The sequence below is a fragment of the Bacillus ectoiniformans genome (genome assembly GCF_016908875.1).
GTDB lineage: Bacteria > Bacillota > Bacilli > Bacillales > Domibacillaceae > Bacillus_BX > Bacillus_BX ectoiniformans.
The window spans coordinates 268,531-285,664 of sequence record NZ_JAFBES010000001.1; the positions used below are offsets into that span (position 1 = coordinate 268,531).

At 40.5% G+C, this 17,134-nt stretch carries 18 protein-coding genes and 1 riboswitch; of the genes, 6 read left to right on the top strand and 12 right to left on the bottom strand.

Translation table 11 applies throughout. The features are described 5' to 3' along the window. Window positions 1-35: 35 nt before the first annotated feature. From JOC78_RS01345 to JOC78_RS01365, 5 genes are read right to left on the bottom strand one after another with little or no spacing between them, the layout of a single operon-like run. Window positions 36-1,262, bottom strand: a complete 1,227-nt coding sequence (locus tag JOC78_RS01345) for an NRAMP family divalent metal transporter (protein ID WP_239586924.1) — start codon at window positions 1,260-1,262, stop codon at window positions 36-38. A gap of 18 nt (window positions 1,263-1,280) precedes the next feature. Then, entirely contained in the window at window positions 1,281-2,033 is a 753-nt protein-coding gene (locus JOC78_RS01350) for a LamB/YcsF family protein (protein ID WP_204552266.1), read from the bottom strand. Beyond that, on the bottom strand, window positions 2,030-3,040 hold the full coding sequence (locus JOC78_RS01355) for a 5-oxoprolinase subunit C family protein (protein ID WP_204552268.1): 1,011 nt from the start codon (window positions 3,038-3,040) through the stop codon (window positions 2,030-2,032). Before JOC78_RS01355 ends, JOC78_RS01350 begins: the two co-directional genes overlap by 4 nt. Continuing rightward, complete coding sequence (gene pxpB, locus JOC78_RS01360) at window positions 3,031-3,726, bottom strand: 5-oxoprolinase subunit PxpB (protein ID WP_204552270.1); 696 nt, start codon at window positions 3,724-3,726, stop codon at window positions 3,031-3,033. Before pxpB ends, JOC78_RS01355 begins: the two co-directional genes overlap by 10 nt. After that, window positions 3,723-4,484 (bottom strand): IclR family transcriptional regulator, encoded by a 762-nt coding sequence (locus JOC78_RS01365; protein ID WP_204552271.1) that lies wholly within the window; start codon window positions 4,482-4,484, stop codon window positions 3,723-3,725. Before JOC78_RS01365 ends, pxpB begins: the two co-directional genes overlap by 4 nt. A 295-nt stretch (window positions 4,485-4,779) precedes the next feature. Between JOC78_RS01365 and JOC78_RS01370 the strand changes: the two genes are divergently transcribed. Next, window positions 4,780-5,055: a hypothetical protein gene (locus tag JOC78_RS01370; protein WP_204552273.1), complete on the top strand. Its 276-nt coding sequence runs from the start codon at window positions 4,780-4,782 to the stop codon at window positions 5,053-5,055. 44 nt (window positions 5,056-5,099) lie between these two features. On the opposite strand, the gene JOC78_RS01375 is transcribed toward JOC78_RS01370, so the two are convergent. The 5 genes from JOC78_RS01375 to JOC78_RS01395 all read right to left on the bottom strand — a co-directional run bounded on the left by JOC78_RS01375 (window position 5,100) and on the right by JOC78_RS01395 (window position 10,154). After that, complete coding sequence (locus tag JOC78_RS01375; protein ID WP_204552275.1) at window positions 5,100-5,774, bottom strand: methionine ABC transporter permease; 675 nt, start codon at window positions 5,772-5,774, stop codon at window positions 5,100-5,102. Next, window positions 5,746-6,786, bottom strand: coding sequence for a methionine ABC transporter ATP-binding protein (locus tag JOC78_RS01380; RefSeq protein WP_204552277.1), 1,041 nt, complete (start codon window positions 6,784-6,786; stop codon window positions 5,746-5,748). The genes JOC78_RS01375 and JOC78_RS01380 overlap by 29 nt, the downstream gene beginning before the upstream one ends. Window positions 6,787-6,811: 25 nt before the next feature. After that, window positions 6,812-7,636: a MetQ/NlpA family ABC transporter substrate-binding protein gene (locus tag JOC78_RS01385; protein WP_204552280.1), complete on the bottom strand. Its 825-nt coding sequence runs from the start codon at window positions 7,634-7,636 to the stop codon at window positions 6,812-6,814. A 173-nt stretch (window positions 7,637-7,809) separates the two neighbouring features. Then, window positions 7,810-7,919, bottom strand: a riboswitch (SAM riboswitch). A 91-nt stretch (window positions 7,920-8,010) separates the two neighbouring features. Beyond that, window positions 8,011-8,592, bottom strand: a complete 582-nt coding sequence (locus JOC78_RS01390) for a DedA family protein (RefSeq protein WP_204552282.1) — start codon at window positions 8,590-8,592, stop codon at window positions 8,011-8,013. A 317-nt stretch (window positions 8,593-8,909) separates the two neighbouring features. After that, on the bottom strand, window positions 8,910-10,154 hold the full coding sequence (locus JOC78_RS01395; protein ID WP_204552284.1) for a helix-turn-helix transcriptional regulator: 1,245 nt from the start codon (window positions 10,152-10,154) through the stop codon (window positions 8,910-8,912). Window positions 10,155-10,294: 140 nt separating this feature from the next. On the opposite strand from JOC78_RS01395, the gene JOC78_RS01400 reads away from it, so the two are divergent. Together JOC78_RS01400 and JOC78_RS01405 are read left to right on the top strand one after the other, a co-directional pair. Continuing rightward, window positions 10,295-10,663, top strand: coding sequence for a hypothetical protein (locus JOC78_RS01400; protein WP_204552285.1), 369 nt, complete (start codon window positions 10,295-10,297; stop codon window positions 10,661-10,663). Continuing rightward, a complete protein-coding gene (locus tag JOC78_RS01405) occupies window positions 10,660-12,228 on the top strand; it encodes a sodium/solute symporter (protein WP_204552287.1) in 1,569 nt (522 codons plus the stop codon). The genes JOC78_RS01400 and JOC78_RS01405 overlap by 4 nt, the downstream gene beginning before the upstream one ends. 88 nt (window positions 12,229-12,316) lie before the next feature. Here the strand turns inward: JOC78_RS01405 and JOC78_RS01410 are convergent, their stop codons facing one another. Continuing rightward, window positions 12,317-13,216 (bottom strand): diacylglycerol/lipid kinase family protein, encoded by a 900-nt coding sequence (locus tag JOC78_RS01410; RefSeq protein WP_338023159.1) that lies wholly within the window; start codon window positions 13,214-13,216, stop codon window positions 12,317-12,319. Window positions 13,217-13,516: 300 nt separating this feature from the next. On the opposite strand from JOC78_RS01410, the gene JOC78_RS01415 reads away from it, so the two are divergent. From JOC78_RS01415 to bioF, 3 genes are read left to right on the top strand one after another with little or no spacing between them, the layout of a single operon-like run. Next, a complete protein-coding gene (locus JOC78_RS01415; RefSeq protein ID WP_204552291.1) occupies window positions 13,517-14,032 on the top strand; it encodes a hypothetical protein in 516 nt (171 codons plus the stop codon). After that, complete coding sequence (locus JOC78_RS01420) at window positions 13,992-14,765, top strand: 6-carboxyhexanoate--CoA ligase (protein WP_204552292.1); 774 nt, start codon at window positions 13,992-13,994, stop codon at window positions 14,763-14,765. Before JOC78_RS01415 ends, JOC78_RS01420 begins: the two co-directional genes overlap by 41 nt. Further along, entirely contained in the window at window positions 14,758-15,942 is a 1,185-nt protein-coding gene (gene bioF, locus JOC78_RS01425; RefSeq protein ID WP_239586925.1) for an 8-amino-7-oxononanoate synthase, read from the top strand. The genes JOC78_RS01420 and bioF overlap by 8 nt, the downstream gene beginning before the upstream one ends. 51 nt (window positions 15,943-15,993) lie before the next feature. Here bioF and JOC78_RS01430 read toward each other — a convergent pair whose 3' ends face one another. Next, the gene (locus JOC78_RS01430; protein ID WP_204552296.1) at window positions 15,994-16,983 is read right to left on the bottom strand and encodes a metal ABC transporter substrate-binding protein; all 990 of its coding nucleotides are present in this window, start codon (window positions 16,981-16,983) and stop codon (window positions 15,994-15,996) included. Window positions 16,984-17,134 lie beyond the last annotated feature (151 nt).

Genomic DNA, 17,134 nt, shown 5'->3' on the forward strand with positions numbered 1-17,134 from the left:
CTGCTGTCAAATTCAGCAGGGCTTTCATCATGTTTTTATGAAGCAAACAATGTTGGAAGTTGTGTAATTAACGTATATCCACCCATGTAAGCCATTAAGAGAACAACAAGAACTCCAAAAATAGTCATCCACACTGGGTGGCGGTACTCACCAACAATCGACTTTTTATGAGCAGCGATCAGCATAACTCCTAGTGCAATAGGCAAAATGAGTCCGTTTAGAGATCCAGCCAAAATCAGCATTTTAACTGGCTTTCCGATCGTAGCAAAAATAGATGTTGAAAGAATAATGAACCCAACAATAAAGGCTTTGTGATGGCGCTCAATCCAAGGGTGGAATGTACGGATAAAAGAAACAGAAGTATATGCAGCTCCTACAACAGAAGTAATGGCTGCGGCCCACATAACTACTCCGAATAATCTATATCCAATGTTACCAGCTGCGTGCTGGAAAACAGAAGCTGGCGGGTTATCCGGATTTAATGTAAACCCTTGAGCTACAACACCAAATGCAGCTAAGAAAAGGAAAATACGCATAATGGATGCAATCCCGATCGCGGAAACAGAACTCTTCGTAACTTGAGGAATGGCATCAATCCCTTTAACTCCAGCATCAAGTAAGCGATGACCGCCTGCAAAGGTAATATATCCTCCGACCGTTCCTCCAACAAGTGTAACAATGGCCAGCATATCAATTGTATCAGGAGCAAATGTTTTGATGACTGCTTCCCCAACTGGCGGCTGAGCTTTAAATACCACAAATAATGTTAATCCGATCATGACAAATCCTAATATTTGTGTGAACTTGTCCATCAGCACTCCTGCTTCTTTCACTAAGAAAATAGTAATGGCAATCACTGCGCTGATGACCGCACCTGTAACAGGTGATACGCCAAAAATAACGTTGGCTCCAAGACCAGCTCCGCCGACATTCCCAATGTTAAAAGCAATGCCCCCAAGTACAATCAATGCTGCCACAAAATATCCAAGCCCCGGTAAAACGAGGTTAGCGACATCTTGTGCACGCTTTTCAGAGACAATTAATATCCGCCAAATATTCGTTTGCGCTCCAATATCCAAAATAATCGAAATTAAAATAACAAAACCAAAGCTTGCTGCCAGCTGTTGAGTAAAGACCGTTGTTTGTGTTAAAAAGCCTGGTCCGATAGCTGAGGTAGCCATTAAGAAAGCTGCCCCCAGTAATAGAGTAATATCAATTTTTCCGCCCGCTGGCGGTACCGCCGGTTTTCCCTGCTGTTTCATTTATCTTCCTCCTGACTTTTAATTTGCTTGTATAACAATGCCATTCTTCTCTAATTCATTTTTAATAAATTGAGCAAATTCCAAAGCATGAGCTCCGTCACCATGAATACAAATAGTATCCGCTGCGATAGAAACGTCTTCTCCTGTGACAGCACGCACCTTGCCTTCCTTCACCATGCGCACCACTTGATCCACCGCTTCTTTATTGCTCGTCAATAAAGCATGGGGGTCACGGCGACTCGTCAAATTGCCGTCTGCTTGATACGTTCGATCAGCAAATACTTCTTCAGCCACTCGAAGACCTTTTGCTTTGCCAGCTTTAATTAATTCACTTCCTGAAAGTCCAAAGAGAACGAGTTGATCATCGAAATCTTGTACGGCACTTGCAATGGCATTAGACAATTCTTTGCTTTTAGCTGCCATATTATACAAAGCGCCGTGAGGTTTTACATGTGAAATCTTCCCACCCTCTGCTTTAACGAAGGCATAAAGGGCCCCCATCTGATACAGAACCATACTGTACACTTCATCGGCGGATACTTTCATCGGGCGGCGTCCGAACCCCGCCAAATCCGGAAGCCCGGGGTGCGCACCAATGGAAATGCCATGTTGAACAGCAAGCTTCACTGTCTTTTTCATTACATCTGGATCCCCTGCATGAAATCCGCATGCTATATTCGCTGAAGTAATATAGGGCATGATTTCTTCATCTTGTCCGATTACATAAGAACCAAACCCTTCTCCCATGTCGCAATTGATGTCAACCTTCATTTCTTCATCTCCTTTCTCCACTTTAGCTCAATAGAATTTCGTAAAGTTTTCAATTCATGTTCTCTGTCTCTGTAAATTCGATGAGCTTCTGCGAGACTGACTTCTTTAAAAGTTATTGTGTTTCCGGGAAGTTTTTGTGCTAGACATGAAAGGTCCGCTCCAATTACATTTGCGATTTTAGGATAGCCGCCTGTCGTTTGCCTGTCTGCCATTAAAATAATCGGCTGTCCATCCGATGGAACTTGAACGGTACCAAAAGCTACGGCTTCGGAGATCATTTCTTTTGCTTCCTGAAGTGTCAGTTCAGAACCTTCAAGCCGGAAACCCATCCGGTCTGATTTTGGTGTAATCTGATATGGTTTATTAAAGAATGAATCTTTTGCTGCTTGATCAAAAAATTCATACTCACTTCCTTTAATGCAGCGAATGGAATCACTGTTTAAACAGCTGTATACACCGTAAGCCACTCCCCAATTAGTCCCCATTACTTTCGGGTGTTCGGAGGAGAGACTGTCAGTTACACTTTGGACTGTTTTATTGCTCTCGCCGATCTCTAATTCATCACCCTTGGCCAATATCCGGCCGTTAAAGCCTCCGAAACCTCCTCTTTGAAAGGTAGAACGGCTTTCAAGGACTACAGGAACATCTATTCCGCCCGCGACCGCCATATACACTCTGCTGCCTTGCTTCATTTGCTTCACATGAATCTCACATTGAGCCGGCAAAAAGACAGGTCTCCACATAGGGATCTCTTTGCCGTCGGCCTGAATCTTTGCGTCAGCACCAGTAAAGGCCACAAAGGTATCTTCTTCAAAAACCGCACTGATGCCAGTCATAGTCATTTCGACTGTTGCTGCCCCACCATCATTTAACACAAGCCAATTGGCAATTCGATGGGACACATCATCCATCGCACCCGAAACCACTACACCGTATTGACGATAGCCTATTCTTCCACGGTCTTGAACGGTTGAATACAGACCTGGACGTGTAATTGTCATTCCCATGGAGTTTTCCCTCTTTCCTGCTCAAATAGCTTAAAGTCAATTGGAGTAAATTTAATTCGATCTCCCGCACGCAAAAGACTAGGAGGCTGATGACCCGGATTAAATAATTCCCATGGAGTTTGACCGATAATATGCCAGCCTCCAGGAGATTCGATCGGATACACGCCTGTTTGCTGGCCGCCGATGGCGACAGAGCCTGCTGGAATTCGTAAGTCAGGAGAAGTTTTTCTTGGTGTCGCAAGCTTTGGAGATAATCCGCCGATATAAGGAAACCCTGGTGCAAATCCGATCATATACACAATATACTCTGGCTCTGTATGAAGCTTAATGACTTCTTCAGTCGTCATCTGGTGATAATCGGCGATATATTCAAGGTCCTTTCCAAGTTCGCCCCCGTAACAAACAGGAATCTCAAGAAGACGAGGTGCTTCTTCCTCCTCATGTTCCATTTGCTGAATATCTTGTTGAATATGGTCAGTTAATTTGTCCAGATCAGTTTGCATCGGATCATAGTATAATGTCACACTTGTAAAAGCTGGCACCCATTCAAGCACGCCTGGCCATGATTCTGTTTCTAAATGACGGACAAACGTACGGACAATTTTATGCGTATCCTTATCAATTTGGCTCCCGAATTGGACGGTTACTGCTTTATCTCCTAGCGGATAAATGTTCGATTCAATCATTCTGCACCTTCTTTCCAGCCGGACAATATCGAAATTTCCTTGGCTGCATTTTTTATTTTTTTTATCAGCACCTGCAGATGCTGCTCATCTTGGAAGCGGATTTCAGGTCCTACAAGACTTAATCCTGCGATGACTTCTCCTTTATGATTCATGATAGGAGCAGCGATAGCAGACGAATAATCCTCAAGTTCCGAATGGCTGATTGAATATCCATGTTCACGGCTGAATTGCAAAATTTCTCTTAAGCGCGTTTTATCCGTTACCGTCCCTGACGCATACGCTTGGATATCTGCCGCATCAATGAATCGTTCTCTTTCATTCTCAGGCATAAAAGCAAGCAGTATTCTTGGACACGCACCTCCATATAAAGGAGCTCTCCGGCCAATTTGTGTATACACTCTCACCCGCTCGCTTGTATCCACTTTTTCTATGTAGACTGCTTCATCCCCGTCTCGAATAACTAAATTGGCTGCTTCTCCCGTTTCTTCTTTTAACTGTTTCATGACTGGGTAAGCTAATTGACGAATATCTAAACGATCGGCTACAAGCGTTCCAAGCTGCAAAAACATCAGTCCCAGCTTGTAACCGCCTTCATTCGTTTTTTGTAAAAACCCCATCTCTTCCAGCGATTCGGCCATTCGATGAGCAGAGGTTTTTGGAAGATTTGTTTGCTTAACAATTTGTTGCAGCGTCAACTCTTCGTGCTGAAAAAATAACTTAATGATCTCCATCGACTTCAACACCGTTTTATTCGACATATTCCCCCTCCTTTCTCGTTCCATATTTCGGAACTTAAATTCCGTTATTCGGTATGTATTCATCTATTATAGGAAAACCTCTAGAAATTAGCAAGCTCCAATCGAAATATTCTAAAAATTACAAATTTCACCCACTGAGAAAAACGACATAATCATACAAAAATTGTATAAAAATATTTTTTCTGAAAAATTCCTCTAAATAAAAAAAGGCTTTTATTGTTAAGTTATTGTAAATTTTATGTTAATATATTAGATAATTACTTCATAATATGATAAGAGGAAGGAGGCACTTCAAATGACATTACATGAATTCTGTGGAACTACCGATTATTCTGTCACTCAATTTGCTGTGCAATTATCAAAAGAAATTCAAGATATGATGAGCAATCGGACGATATTTTACCAAGATCAAATTGACCGGCTCATCGAGAGACGAACCTCCCTGTTTTTAAAATCACTTTCTCTCTCCCCAGCTTTAGCATCTGTGTATAAGCGTCAAATCCTACAGCATATACTCTTCAAAATTAAACCTGTCATGAAACAACGCCAATTATTCCGCATCGTTAAATAGCATAAAAAAACCGGCCCTTCTAAAATAAGGCCGGTTTTTTCATGCTATTCTTTTTTCAATTTAGCTGCCGCCGCATTTCCAATCGATTGAAGTCCTTGGACAAGTACAATAAGAAGAGCAACGGTTACATACATGACATCAGCTTCGTATCTCAAATGACCGTACCTGTATGCAAGGTCTCCGAGCCCTCCTCCGCCTACTAATCCCGCCATTGCTGTAGCTCCAATCAAGCCGATCGTTGCGATTGTTAACCCCAAAATGATCGAACTTCTCGATTCTCTTATTAATACATGCCAGATAATCTGCCTTGTTTTCATACCCATTGCTTCGTAGGCCTCTACCACTCCTCGATCTACTTCTAAAACGGCTGACTCCATCAAACGGGCAATATATGGCGCCGTGTATACAACGAGAGGCACAATTACTCCTTTTACCCCAATCGATGTACCCACGATGAACTTTGTAAAAGGCAAAATAAAGAACAATAAAATGATAAAAGGAATCGAGCGGATAATATTAATGAAGATATTTAGTGTCTGGTAGATATATTTATTATCCAATCCTTTGCCAGGTCTTGTTAAAACAAGCAAGATCCCAAGCGGAAGACCAATCAGAATGGACAGTAAAAGTGCCATAGAGACCATCTGGAAAGTCTGAATGGTGGCAAGCCAGATATCTTCCCCCCACAGGTTAAGAAATTCGCTGATTTTTAATGCCATCTCTGCTCTCTCCTTCCACTTTCACTCCCTGTTCACTCAAAAAACGTATCGCTCTTTCAACTTCTAAGGACTCACCTTTTAAATGAACGAGCAATTGCCCATATGGTTCTTGCTTTAATTGAATCATCGATCCGGACAGGATATTTGGATACACATTAAACTTCTTGCTGACAAGCGCCAAAGCCGGCTCTTCAGGCGAATAGCCAAAGAATGAGAGAAGAACCACTTGTCCGCTTGATTGGCAATTCTGTAATATCTCATCAGGAATATGATGTGAAAACACGCTGCGGATAAACTTTTTCGTTGTTGCTTCAACAGGAGAGCTGAATATTTTACTAACCGGTCCCTGCTCAATCACTTCCCCGTTTTCCATAACCGCCACTCGATCACAAATCCGCTGAATCACGTTCATCTCATGAGTAATCAAGAGGATCGTAATGCCAAACTCTTGATTGATTGTTAAAAGTAAATCTAAAATCGCTTCCGTGGTGTCAGGATCCAAAGCACTTGTGGCTTCATCACATAAAAGCACTTCTGGTTCGTGGGCTAAAGCACGGGCAATCGCTACCCGCTGCTTTTGACCCCCGGATAGTTCCCCGGGAAATGAATGCCGTTTATCTTCGAGCCCCACAATCGACAAGTATTGATCTACACGGTCTTTTACCTCCTGTTTATTTAATCCAGAAAGCTTTAGCGGAATAGCAACGTTATCATAAACGGTAGCCGTTTTTAATAAGTTAAACCCTTGAAAGATCATACCGATTTTTTTCCGTGCTTCCCGAAGCTTGCCTGCCGAAAGCTTTGTTAAATCTATGTCATTAACCAGAATATTTCCAGAGGAAGGACGCTCTAACAGATTAGCACAACGAATTAAAGTGCTTTTTCCAGCTCCACTATAGCCTATGACACCAAATATTTCTCCTTTGTTCACATGGAGAGAGACATCTTTTAACGCATGGATATCTCCTTTTTTACCTTTAAACACTTTCGATACATGTTTGAGCTGAATCATTTACAGCGCCTCCTCTAAAGAACGTTTACCAGGATGGAATGACAGAGCCTGAGAACTCTTCTTCAATAAATTGTTTGACTTCATCCGTGTGATAGTATTTAATAAATTTCTTCGCGAATTCTGCATCCTTATCTTCTGTGCGGACAGCTACTACATTTACCCAAGGGCTTTCTTTCGGTTCAATATAGATTGAGTCCTTAGCCGGCGTAAAGCCATGTTCAACTGCAAAGTTCGTATTGATTGCCGCTGCATCGAGTTCATCTAACTGGCGAGGAATCTGAGAAGCTTCCAATTCAATTAATTCTAAATCTAGCTTATTCTCTTCTACATCTTTCACTGTTGCTTTCACACCTGCATCTTTTTTCAATTTAATTAAACCCGCTTGCTCGAACAATAATAAGGCACGAGCACCGTTTGTCGGATCATTTGGAAGACCGATCTTGCTGCCTTTTTTAATGTCTTCAACACTTTTCAGCTTATTAGAGTAAATCCCCATCGGAAAGTTAACTGTATCTGCAATGTTTGTTAAATCTAGATTACGGTCTGCCTTAAACTGCTCAAGATATGGATCATGCTGGAAGCTATTAAGATCCAATTCCCCTTCGTCTAATGCGACATTCGGCATAACGTACTCATTGAACACTTTTAACTCAATGTCAAAACCATCTTTTGCTGCCACTTCTTTTACTTTTTCTACTACCTGTTCATGTGGGCCAGCAGTAACGCCCACAACAATTTTTTCTTTTTTACTATCATTAGCTTCTGCTTCTTCTTTCTTTTCTTCTCCTCCGCATGCAGATAAAAGTCCAACTGCTAAAATCAGAATGAATGACCATAAATACTTTTTCATAATAAATTCTCCTCCGTAATATCAATTAATTTTATAAGTATAGTTGGTTTTAAGTATGTAGTATTCTACATTCTTCTCCTTTCTCTTAGGTTATAGAGAGGTCTTATTGTACAAAAATAAAAGCCTCTCGAAAATTCGAGAGGCTCTTTCATATCAAAGTAAAAGAAGTTCCTCTCTTATTTTCCAAACTTTCGTTTGCAGGATTTAGCACCTTTTCTTGCTTAGCCGCAAGAACGGTTGCCGGGTTTCACAGGGCCAGTCCCTCCACCACTCTTAATAAGAGATATGCGTTATTTATTTGTTAAAGCAATATTATATAAATATTACTTTTTTGTCAATTATTTTTCGAAAAATTTTATTTATTAATTAGTTTATTAATTTTCTTGAAGTTTTTTGTCTTTACTCATTTTAGGGATGATCATAGCAAGAATAAGTAAAGCCGCTATAGAAATTACGCCAATCTGAATGCTTTTTATATGAATTTCACTAAAGAAATAATAGCCCAATAAGAAATAGACAAGCGCCCAGATAAAGTTAGGAATGAATGAATATTTCAGCAGATCTTTATGTGAAAATCCGCTAAAGCCTGCGGCGCAAGGCAGAAGGAGCCGGAGACCTGGCACGATCACACTTATCGATAATGCCTTTGCTCCATGTTTTTCGATTCTTTGCCGGCTTTTTTGAAACATTCGGCGCTCAAGTATATGGGAATAAAAGGCTGAGAGTATCCGGCCGGTTAAAAAGCTGAGATAGATAACAGAAATCACACTGGCATAGGTTAAGATAAATGCCAGCACCGGCTGAAATAATCCCTTCTCTGCCATATAGCCATTTGTCATAACAATCATTTCATTAGGGAGAGGCAAGCCAAGCAGACCTAGCCATCCATATATTAGTAAACCCGCGTAGCCAAATGACTCATACACTTCTGTAAGTGAGACTGACCCTAGATCCATTGCTGCTCCCTCCCATCAAAATAATATTCTTATTTATCTTTACCCAACTTTTACAGTATTCAATTCTGAAAAAGCATATTCCTATTACAACAATGTAAATATTTTAAATCGCTCATTTTTACATTGAGGCAAAAAACCAGAAATTCATATCTTTCCATACTCTATGCATTGAATCATTTCCCGTCACACAAAAAAAACCATTCCCCTTTATGTGAGAATGGCTTTCCAACCAAAGTCTATTTATATATTAATTGTGTTCCCTCATGTATATCAATTAAACATCCCGAGCAGTTTGCCTGATCGACCGACTAATCAGTTTATGTAAAAAGAATCTCTTTCGTCAATCTAAACTCGCTTGGGGTGCTGCCCACATACTTTTTGAAAGTCGAGCTGAAATAATTTGGCGTATTAAACCCCACAAGGTCGGATATTTCTTCAATCGTCTTGTCTGTATACCTTAAATTCCATACTCCTTTTCGCAGCCTCACAAAGGTTAAATAATTGGAAAATGTATTTCCTGTCTCTTTCTTAAAAAGTCTCACAAAATGTGAATAGCTTAAGTTGACATGGTTAGCAACGTCTTTCGCTGTTACTTCTTCTGAAAAATGATCTTCTATATATCGGGTGCTTTTGATAATGCTTGGTTCCTTCGATATTTCTTCATAATACCTTAATGACACTTCATGATAAGGAGGCAGACTTCTGGCAATCTTTGATTCTTTAAAAGAATGGTGAAGCATATGGGGATTATTATTTAGCGATCCCACTCCTATATAAAGTTGAATTCTGTGTTTTTCAAGCAGCGTTGAAACAATTTTCTCAAAAATTGCTCTTCCTTCCTCCCATTTACTGATGGAATGCAGATTTTCGGTTTGCCTGAATAATACCAGGAGCGACTTGCGAAAAGGGATAAAGTACAATCTTGGAACGATATCTTTAAACTCCTTTTCAAAATAGGAGCAGATAAATTGTACGGAACGATTGCTTTCTAAGGGGTCGTGATCTAAATGAACAAATCCCTGTACATAACAAACCGTGTTAGGGAAATCATTTTCTTTAAAGATAGACAGCGCTTCTAAAATTTCATTTTCCGAATGTACGTCCCCGTGCAGAAGCCTCCTGAGCATATAAACTTCCATTGATTCATTTACCATAGCTTTAGGTTTATGTACAGAAATAATCTTTTTGCCTTCGAACTGGATCAGAGCAATTTGCTGCTGATCTAATGTTTTTAAAGCTATACCCATCTCTCTAAAAAAAGCAGATTTCTTAAAAGGGTTAATGATTAAAGATTGAACTTGTAACCGGACGGCAAGCGGAGAGGTGTGTAATAGATGCTGATCTAAAATAACTATGTAGTAGCAATTATAATGCTTTTTCATTCTGGATAATTTGACCCAGTCATAGATGTCGCGTATCTGAAACACGCGAACATGTATAGGGTTATCTGAAAATTCATTGGTTAGAATGCGAAATCTCTCATGATAATTTTCTTCAACCCACCTCTTCAGCGGCTCTTGATCAATATCTTTTATCCCGCTGAGGCAAATGGTATATTTCATTTTTAACCCTCCTCTCTACCTATATATTACCTTTCAAATATTTCAAAAACAAGCAATTTTTTATAATATTCAGACATCAAATTGTAAGGGTTTTCATTATTTTGTCATTTATAATTATGAAATAAGGAGGAGATGAGAATATGAAAGAGTATCAAATGACAGATACTAGTTTGGGTACAGTTGATGTAAGCAAACTGGAGCCGATGGATCAGGATACAAGTAATATCATGAAGTCTGAGTTTAAAACAGGCTTAGGGTTATCATCCATTTATTATGTGTTTATTTTCTTCATCCCGGTCATTAACTGGTTCTTCAAAGACTTCGCTTTCAATCGCATATGGGGTGGCATGACGTTTACTTGGTTCTTAACAACGATCGTCGGAATGGTCATGGCATTTGCTATTGCTGCTATCCACACGAAGAAATATGAAAGCCGCCTTGAATTGTATCAGCCGGCCTCTTCTTCAAATGAAAACAAAGACTCTATTAAAGGAGGGAATACGGCATGATGGAAACGTTTCTTGAGCCTAAATATCTTTTCACCTTTATTTTAATGGGAACGATTGTCTACATTACTTACCTATCTAAAAAAAGCTCCAGTGCCAGTGATTTCTTCGTTGGCGGACGTTCGTTCGGCTGGTTCACAAACGGTTCAGCCATCGCAGGTGACTATCTATCTGCTGCTACCTTCTTAGGATTAGCTGGTTTAACATTTGCCATTGGTTACGATGGCGCATTCTACACTTTCAGTTTCTCTATCGGTTTAACTCTATTAGCCATTTTCGTTGCAGGTCCTCTTAGAAGGTTCGGAGCTTACACGATTGCTGACTTTGTCGCCTACCGTTTCCACAGCAAACGCGCACGACTAGTAGCCGTTCTTGTCGTACTGGCTATCTCTGGATTCTATGCAGCTCCTCAGCTGCTTGGCGCAGCTCAAATTTTGAGCATGTTCTTTGGCACTTCTTATGAATTCGGTATTATCTTTACTTGCTCAGTAATGATTTTGTATGTAGGCGTCGGCGGAATGAAAGGAACGACACTCAATCAGGCTCTTGAGCTTTGGATTCGTGTCGGAGCATTTATTCTAATGGTAGGAGCTGCAATTTACGGCGGACTTCACTACCACAAAATTCTTGCATCTATCACTGAGTTTACAGGTACAATCGCTAACACTGCCGCTTTCACTGAAGACGGCAAAGATATCATGTTTAATGGTGCTGCTTGGGGTACTACTGGTGTTATCACACCTAACTTCTTACACACGTTCTCACTTGTCCTTGGTTTATCACTTGGTACGATCGGCCTTCCGCATATCTTGCTTCGTTTCTATACGAACCCAAGTGCGAAAGCAGCTCGTAAATCAGCATTAATGGCGATTGGAATTGCCAGTGCGTTCTTCTTATTCGCTGTATACTTAGGCGTTGTTGGACGTGCGATCATTCTTGAAGGCAACATCAGCCCTGAAGTAATGAAAAACCTAGTTACTGGCGGAGACAACATGGTTATTCCATCCATTGCTGAAGTATTAGGAGGCAAATGGCTGTTAGGTCTAGTTATCGCTGGTGCATTCGCCGCAATCTTCTCTAACCTTTCAGGTCTATTCATCGCTAGTTCTGGAGCATTAGCTCACGATTTATATGCATCATTCTCTAAAAAGGAATTAACTCAAAAGCAGCGTGTTATGGCTGGTAAATTAGCTATCGTTGTACTTGGTGTATTATACGGATCTCTTGGTCTATTAGTTAAAGGTCAATCTATCGGTCACTTGGTTGCACTTGCCTTTACAGTTGCCGCTAGTACATTCACACCTGTATTCTTATTCGGCATTTGGTGGAGAGGAATTACTGAAAAAGGAGCTATTGCAGGCCTACTAGTCGGTCTTGCCGCTTCTATGATCATGATCTTCTTTGCTTCTTCTTTACCAGCAGCGCTTCAATTTAAAGTGCCTGGCATCATCACAGTGCCGATTGGTTTCTTAACTGTATACGTTGTTTCTAAATTGGATCGCAAAGTTCCATCTGATGTTAACTTGTTCATGCAAAAAGTTCACTCTAAACAAAGTGAAGTTGCTTAACAGATAACTGATTTTAAGAACTTGTATCAGGCAACACTATACTCCCTATTTTTCTTAAGGTGCCCCTAAAACGGGCACCATTTTTTTGTTATTTTTTACTCGTCAGCAAAATTTTAATGCCCTTTTCTTTCACTTGTATAGTGACGGGTGTTTCACTAATTACTTCCCCATCCGCAATAACTTTCAGCGGTCTATTGGCAGAGATCATGATTTTCTTCCCTTTAAAATTTGCCACACCCTTTTCATTCAAATGTGTCCCTAAAAATACTTTAGGAAGCAACTTCCATAATATAGACATTCGGCTGACGCTATGAAGAAAGGTAATATCAATAAGTCCATCTGCCGGATGAGCAAGGGGACAAATGTTCATCCCACCCCCGTAGCTTGTCGTATTTCCGCAAGCTAGAAGCCAAACATTTTCGGCTATGTACTTTTCATCATCTATGAATATGTCGGCATGTGCCGGTTTAAACTTTCTTACTATAGCAAGAGTGCCTATCACATACGCTAAAGAACCAGCTTTTACAGTATTAAGCCATCTTTTATAGACAGATCGATCGACATGATCCGCTATTTCAGCATCCATTCCCGCCGCAGCTACAGTTATACAATAACTTCCATTCACATGCAATACGTCCATTCCTCTCACTTGGTGCCGTAAAAGTGCTTCAGCAAAAACCTTCGGTGAAGAAGAAAGTTTTAACGATTTGGCTAAATCATTTCCTGAGCCTGTTGGAAGAATGGCTATTGGAATAGCTGTTTCCGCTATATCTTGAATGACCGTATGGACTGTACCATCTCCTCCAATAATAATGACTGCTTTGATCTTTAGACTTGCTTTCTTCACTTCCCATAACCTTTCTCTCGTTTCAACTGCTGATTCAGTCAACACTAGCTGGAAGTCTACTTGCTTTGATGTGAATATGGTTTCAAGCTCTTGCCATTGCTTTAAAGCCCGCCCATTCCCCGCTTTTTCATTCACTACCACTACATACAAACAGCCCGCCCTCCCCTGCACAATGATCATTTCTATTTCTTTTACTATTCATCATTTCAAATTGGTTTCTGCTTGATGCCCAAACTTTATGTGTAACCATATTTTATCAGTTTTAAAAGCTATTTTTATAACAAAATAAACAACCTTATAAAATAGTATTTGGGTTACCGGAGGGTTCTGCTTAATTAACATCTTTCTAATTTAATCTATATTGACCAAATACTATAAACCTTATAAAATGTTAACGTAGAGTGAATTTAAGTTAACATAAAACCAAGGAGGATCGCTTTGATGAAAATTTCCCCTCAAGAAATTGCTTTAACCAGCCTATTAGCAGCCCTGATTGCCGTCACAGGAATGATAAAACTTCCTTCCATTATTCCCGGTGCGGAATTTCAGCTTTCTGCCCCCATCGGAGTGGCGATTGCGGCAGCATTTGGGATATGGAGATATTTATGTGCAGGAGTAATTGCGAGCTCCATTTTATTACTATTGGGTCTGCATACAATTATTAACGTCGAAGTTGCTATGGCCTTTCGCGTGGCAGCCGCTGCTCTTATTGGCGTGTTCGGCACTCGCTTTTTGATTGTGTCCATAGCCGGACCTCTTAGCACTTTGTTTGCCCGCTTAGTGTTATCTCTCACTCTAGGTGTTCCTTTCATCCCGCTTCTTTTAGCGGCAGTACCCGGCATGATTTTTACTGTTCTACTATCATGGCCATTATATAAAGCACTTAAATTAACTATTCAAAGGGCAGGTGTTCAGCTTGTACAACGACCGTTACAGCATAAGAATGAGATCCGCTGAAGGCGGTGCTCACGAGGCAGGCGGTATGCACATTTCAGGAGCGGAAAGAATTGTGGCGAAAGAACAATTAGAAGAAGAAGCACAAAAACTAGTTAAAAGAGCCATGATCCATGAACGCGGACAAGCAGACTTTATCCAAATTACGATTGAAAAAATAGATACAAGTCTTATTGAATATGTTCCTGCCCTCATTCCCAAAACGGTCGATTGCCGTGATGTGGCAGAGTCTCGCAATAGAGCCCAAGAGTATTTATTGAAATCCGGCGTTGCACAACTTGCTGCTAATATGGCTGTTTCATTATTAGCCAATGCTGAAGACTTTCCCGGAGCTTACCTATTGGATGCTGAAACAGGTAAGATATTAAACCCCTTTAATAAAGCGATAAGAGTGTCTCAGATTGACTGGGATGAACGTAATTTCTCAGAATGGTCCAAGACCCATGCTGTACATAGTCTGTCTAGAATTCGCGAAGCCGTCGCTTTAGCCTCTAAAACGGCAGCTTCTCCATTCATTGCGGCAGAATTATGCTGGTCAGATGACCCAGGCTATTTAACGGGCTATGTAGCCAGCCAAAGTGTCGGTTATATCAGACTAACTCCGCTTAAAGAGAAGAATTGTTACTCTGGCGGCAGAGTATTCTTTGTCAAAGGAGAGGCAAACATAGACCAGCTAATTCATTACTTAACTAAAGTACCCGTAATGGTGACAAAGGAGGTGAGTGAAATTGTTTAACTTAGAAAAAGAATTAAAGGAATTAGACAAATTGCATTTGCGCCGCAAAGTTCGCAAGCTAGACTCTCCCAGCGAACCGGAAGTGATTCTCGAAGGAAATCCTGTCCGGCTTTTTTCCACTAATAATTATCTAGGTCTGTCTACACATCCTGAACTAAAGAAACAAGCCATTCAAGCGATCGATGTTTATGGCACTGGGTCAGGCGGTTCAAGATTAACGACAGGAAATTTCTCTATTCATGAGCAGCTGGAGCAGAAAATAGCCGAATGGAAAAAAACGGAGTCTGCTCTGCTCTTCTCCAGTGGTTACTTAGCGAATATTGGAACGATCTCGGCTCTCATGGGAAAAGGAGATTATATTTTAAGTGATGAATTAAATCATGCAAGCATTATCGATGGATGCCGGTTAAGTAAAGCAACTACAGTCATATACCGGCATACAGATGTCTTAGATCTTGAACAAAAATTGACTGCCCTGCCTAGACATTCTAAGAAATTGATCGTGACAGACGGAGTGTTTAGCATGGATGGCAACTTGGCTCCGCTTCCCGATATCGTGAATCTTGCTAAAGCTTATGGAGCTTGGGTGATGGTCGACGATGCTCATGCTACTGGAGTATTAGGGAAGCATGGGAGAGGCACAGCAGAATTTTTTGGGATCGAAACTGGAATTCAGATACAAGTGGGTACGCTCAGCAAAGCGATTGGAACAGAAGGTGGTTTTGTCGCAGCTTCTCACGACATTGTGGAATATTTAAAAAACCGTTCCCGTCCCTTTATATTTCAAACTTCTTTATCTCCTGGTGTCGTTGGAGCGAGCATCGCTGCTATTGACATCCTTCAAAGGGAGCCTGAACGCAGAGAAAGACTGCTTTCCCTTTCCTCTTCATTTAGAAGTGGCTTGCTCAAACATGGATTTCAGCTAGTTCCCGGTCAAACACCTATTATTGCTCTGCTTGTAGGAGAAGCCGAAAAAGCTCTGCATTTTTCAAAGTTATTAGAAGAAAGAGGAATATTCGCTCCAGCGATCCGCCCTCCTACGGTTCCTGTCGGAAAAAGCCGTATTCGCTTTACAATCATGGCTACTCACAGTGACGAACAGCTTACTGAAGCCATTCATGAGATCTGCAGAACGGGAGATGAATTAGGGATATGCCCCCTCCACATGGACATTTGAGTCCATAAAAAAGAACGTGAGACTAATGAATCAGTCTCACGTTCTTTCAGTTCATTTCCCGCTTAATGCTGTCTTGATCGCCTGAATATTTTTTCTCATAATGCTAAAGTAATCTTCTTTGTTATTAATATCTTCTTTAGTCACCGATTCAAGATTATGAAGCGATAAAGGTTTTGCTCCAATTTCCGTTTGAATAATGTCGGCTACGGTAGAAGATACATTTTGCTCAAATAAAATGTACTTTACATCATGTTTCTTAGACTGCTCGATAATTTCTTTCAATTGTTTTTGACTCGGCTCTTGAGTTGGAGATAAGCCTGCTATTGCAATTTGCTTAATTCCATAGCGCTCTTCCCAATATCCATAGGCAGCGTGTGAAACTAAAACATGTTTTTGTTTCGATTCATTGACTATCTTTGCAAACTCCTGATCCACTTTTTTCAATTCAGCTTCTACCTTTTTATAATTCTCTTCGTATGTTTCTTTATGGGCAGGATCTTCTTTTACTAATGCGTCTTTAATAGTATGAGCAAGTTCAATGGATAGAACCGGGTCAATCCAAACATGAGGATCTGTATCACCGTGATCATGATGTTGTTCTTCGCTGTGAGCTTCTTCCTCATGACCATGTTCTTCTTCACTGTGAGCCGCCTCATTTTCGTGTCCTAAGTCCATTCCTTCTGTTGCTTTCACCACTGTAACATCTTCACTCTTCAGCATCTCACTGACTTTATCAGAGAACCCTTCAAAACCGGCCCCATTGTATATGAACATATCTGCATCTGCCATACTTTTGAGCTCTTTAAGCGTTGGTTCATAAGAATGGGCATCTACATTTGCGGGATACACACTTTTCACTTCAACATGTTTGCCGCCAATTTTTTCAGTGAAATCTTTCAAGGGAAAAATCGTTGCATAGACTTGTATTTTTTTATCTTCTGATTTTTCTTCACTCTCCTGCTTGTTCTCACCAGTCCCGCATCCGCTGAGTACAAGTGAAAAAATGATCATTGATATACATAGATAAATAAAGGATTTCATTCTCCTTCTCCTTTCTTATTAACCGTTCTATAAAAAAACTATATGCGCTAATCACATTAAATAGGAATCATTACGCTTATTAGAATATTACTATTTCTGCTGTTTAGTCAAGTGAAATCTAGTAACTTTCGGCTAAAAGCATAGAATAAGA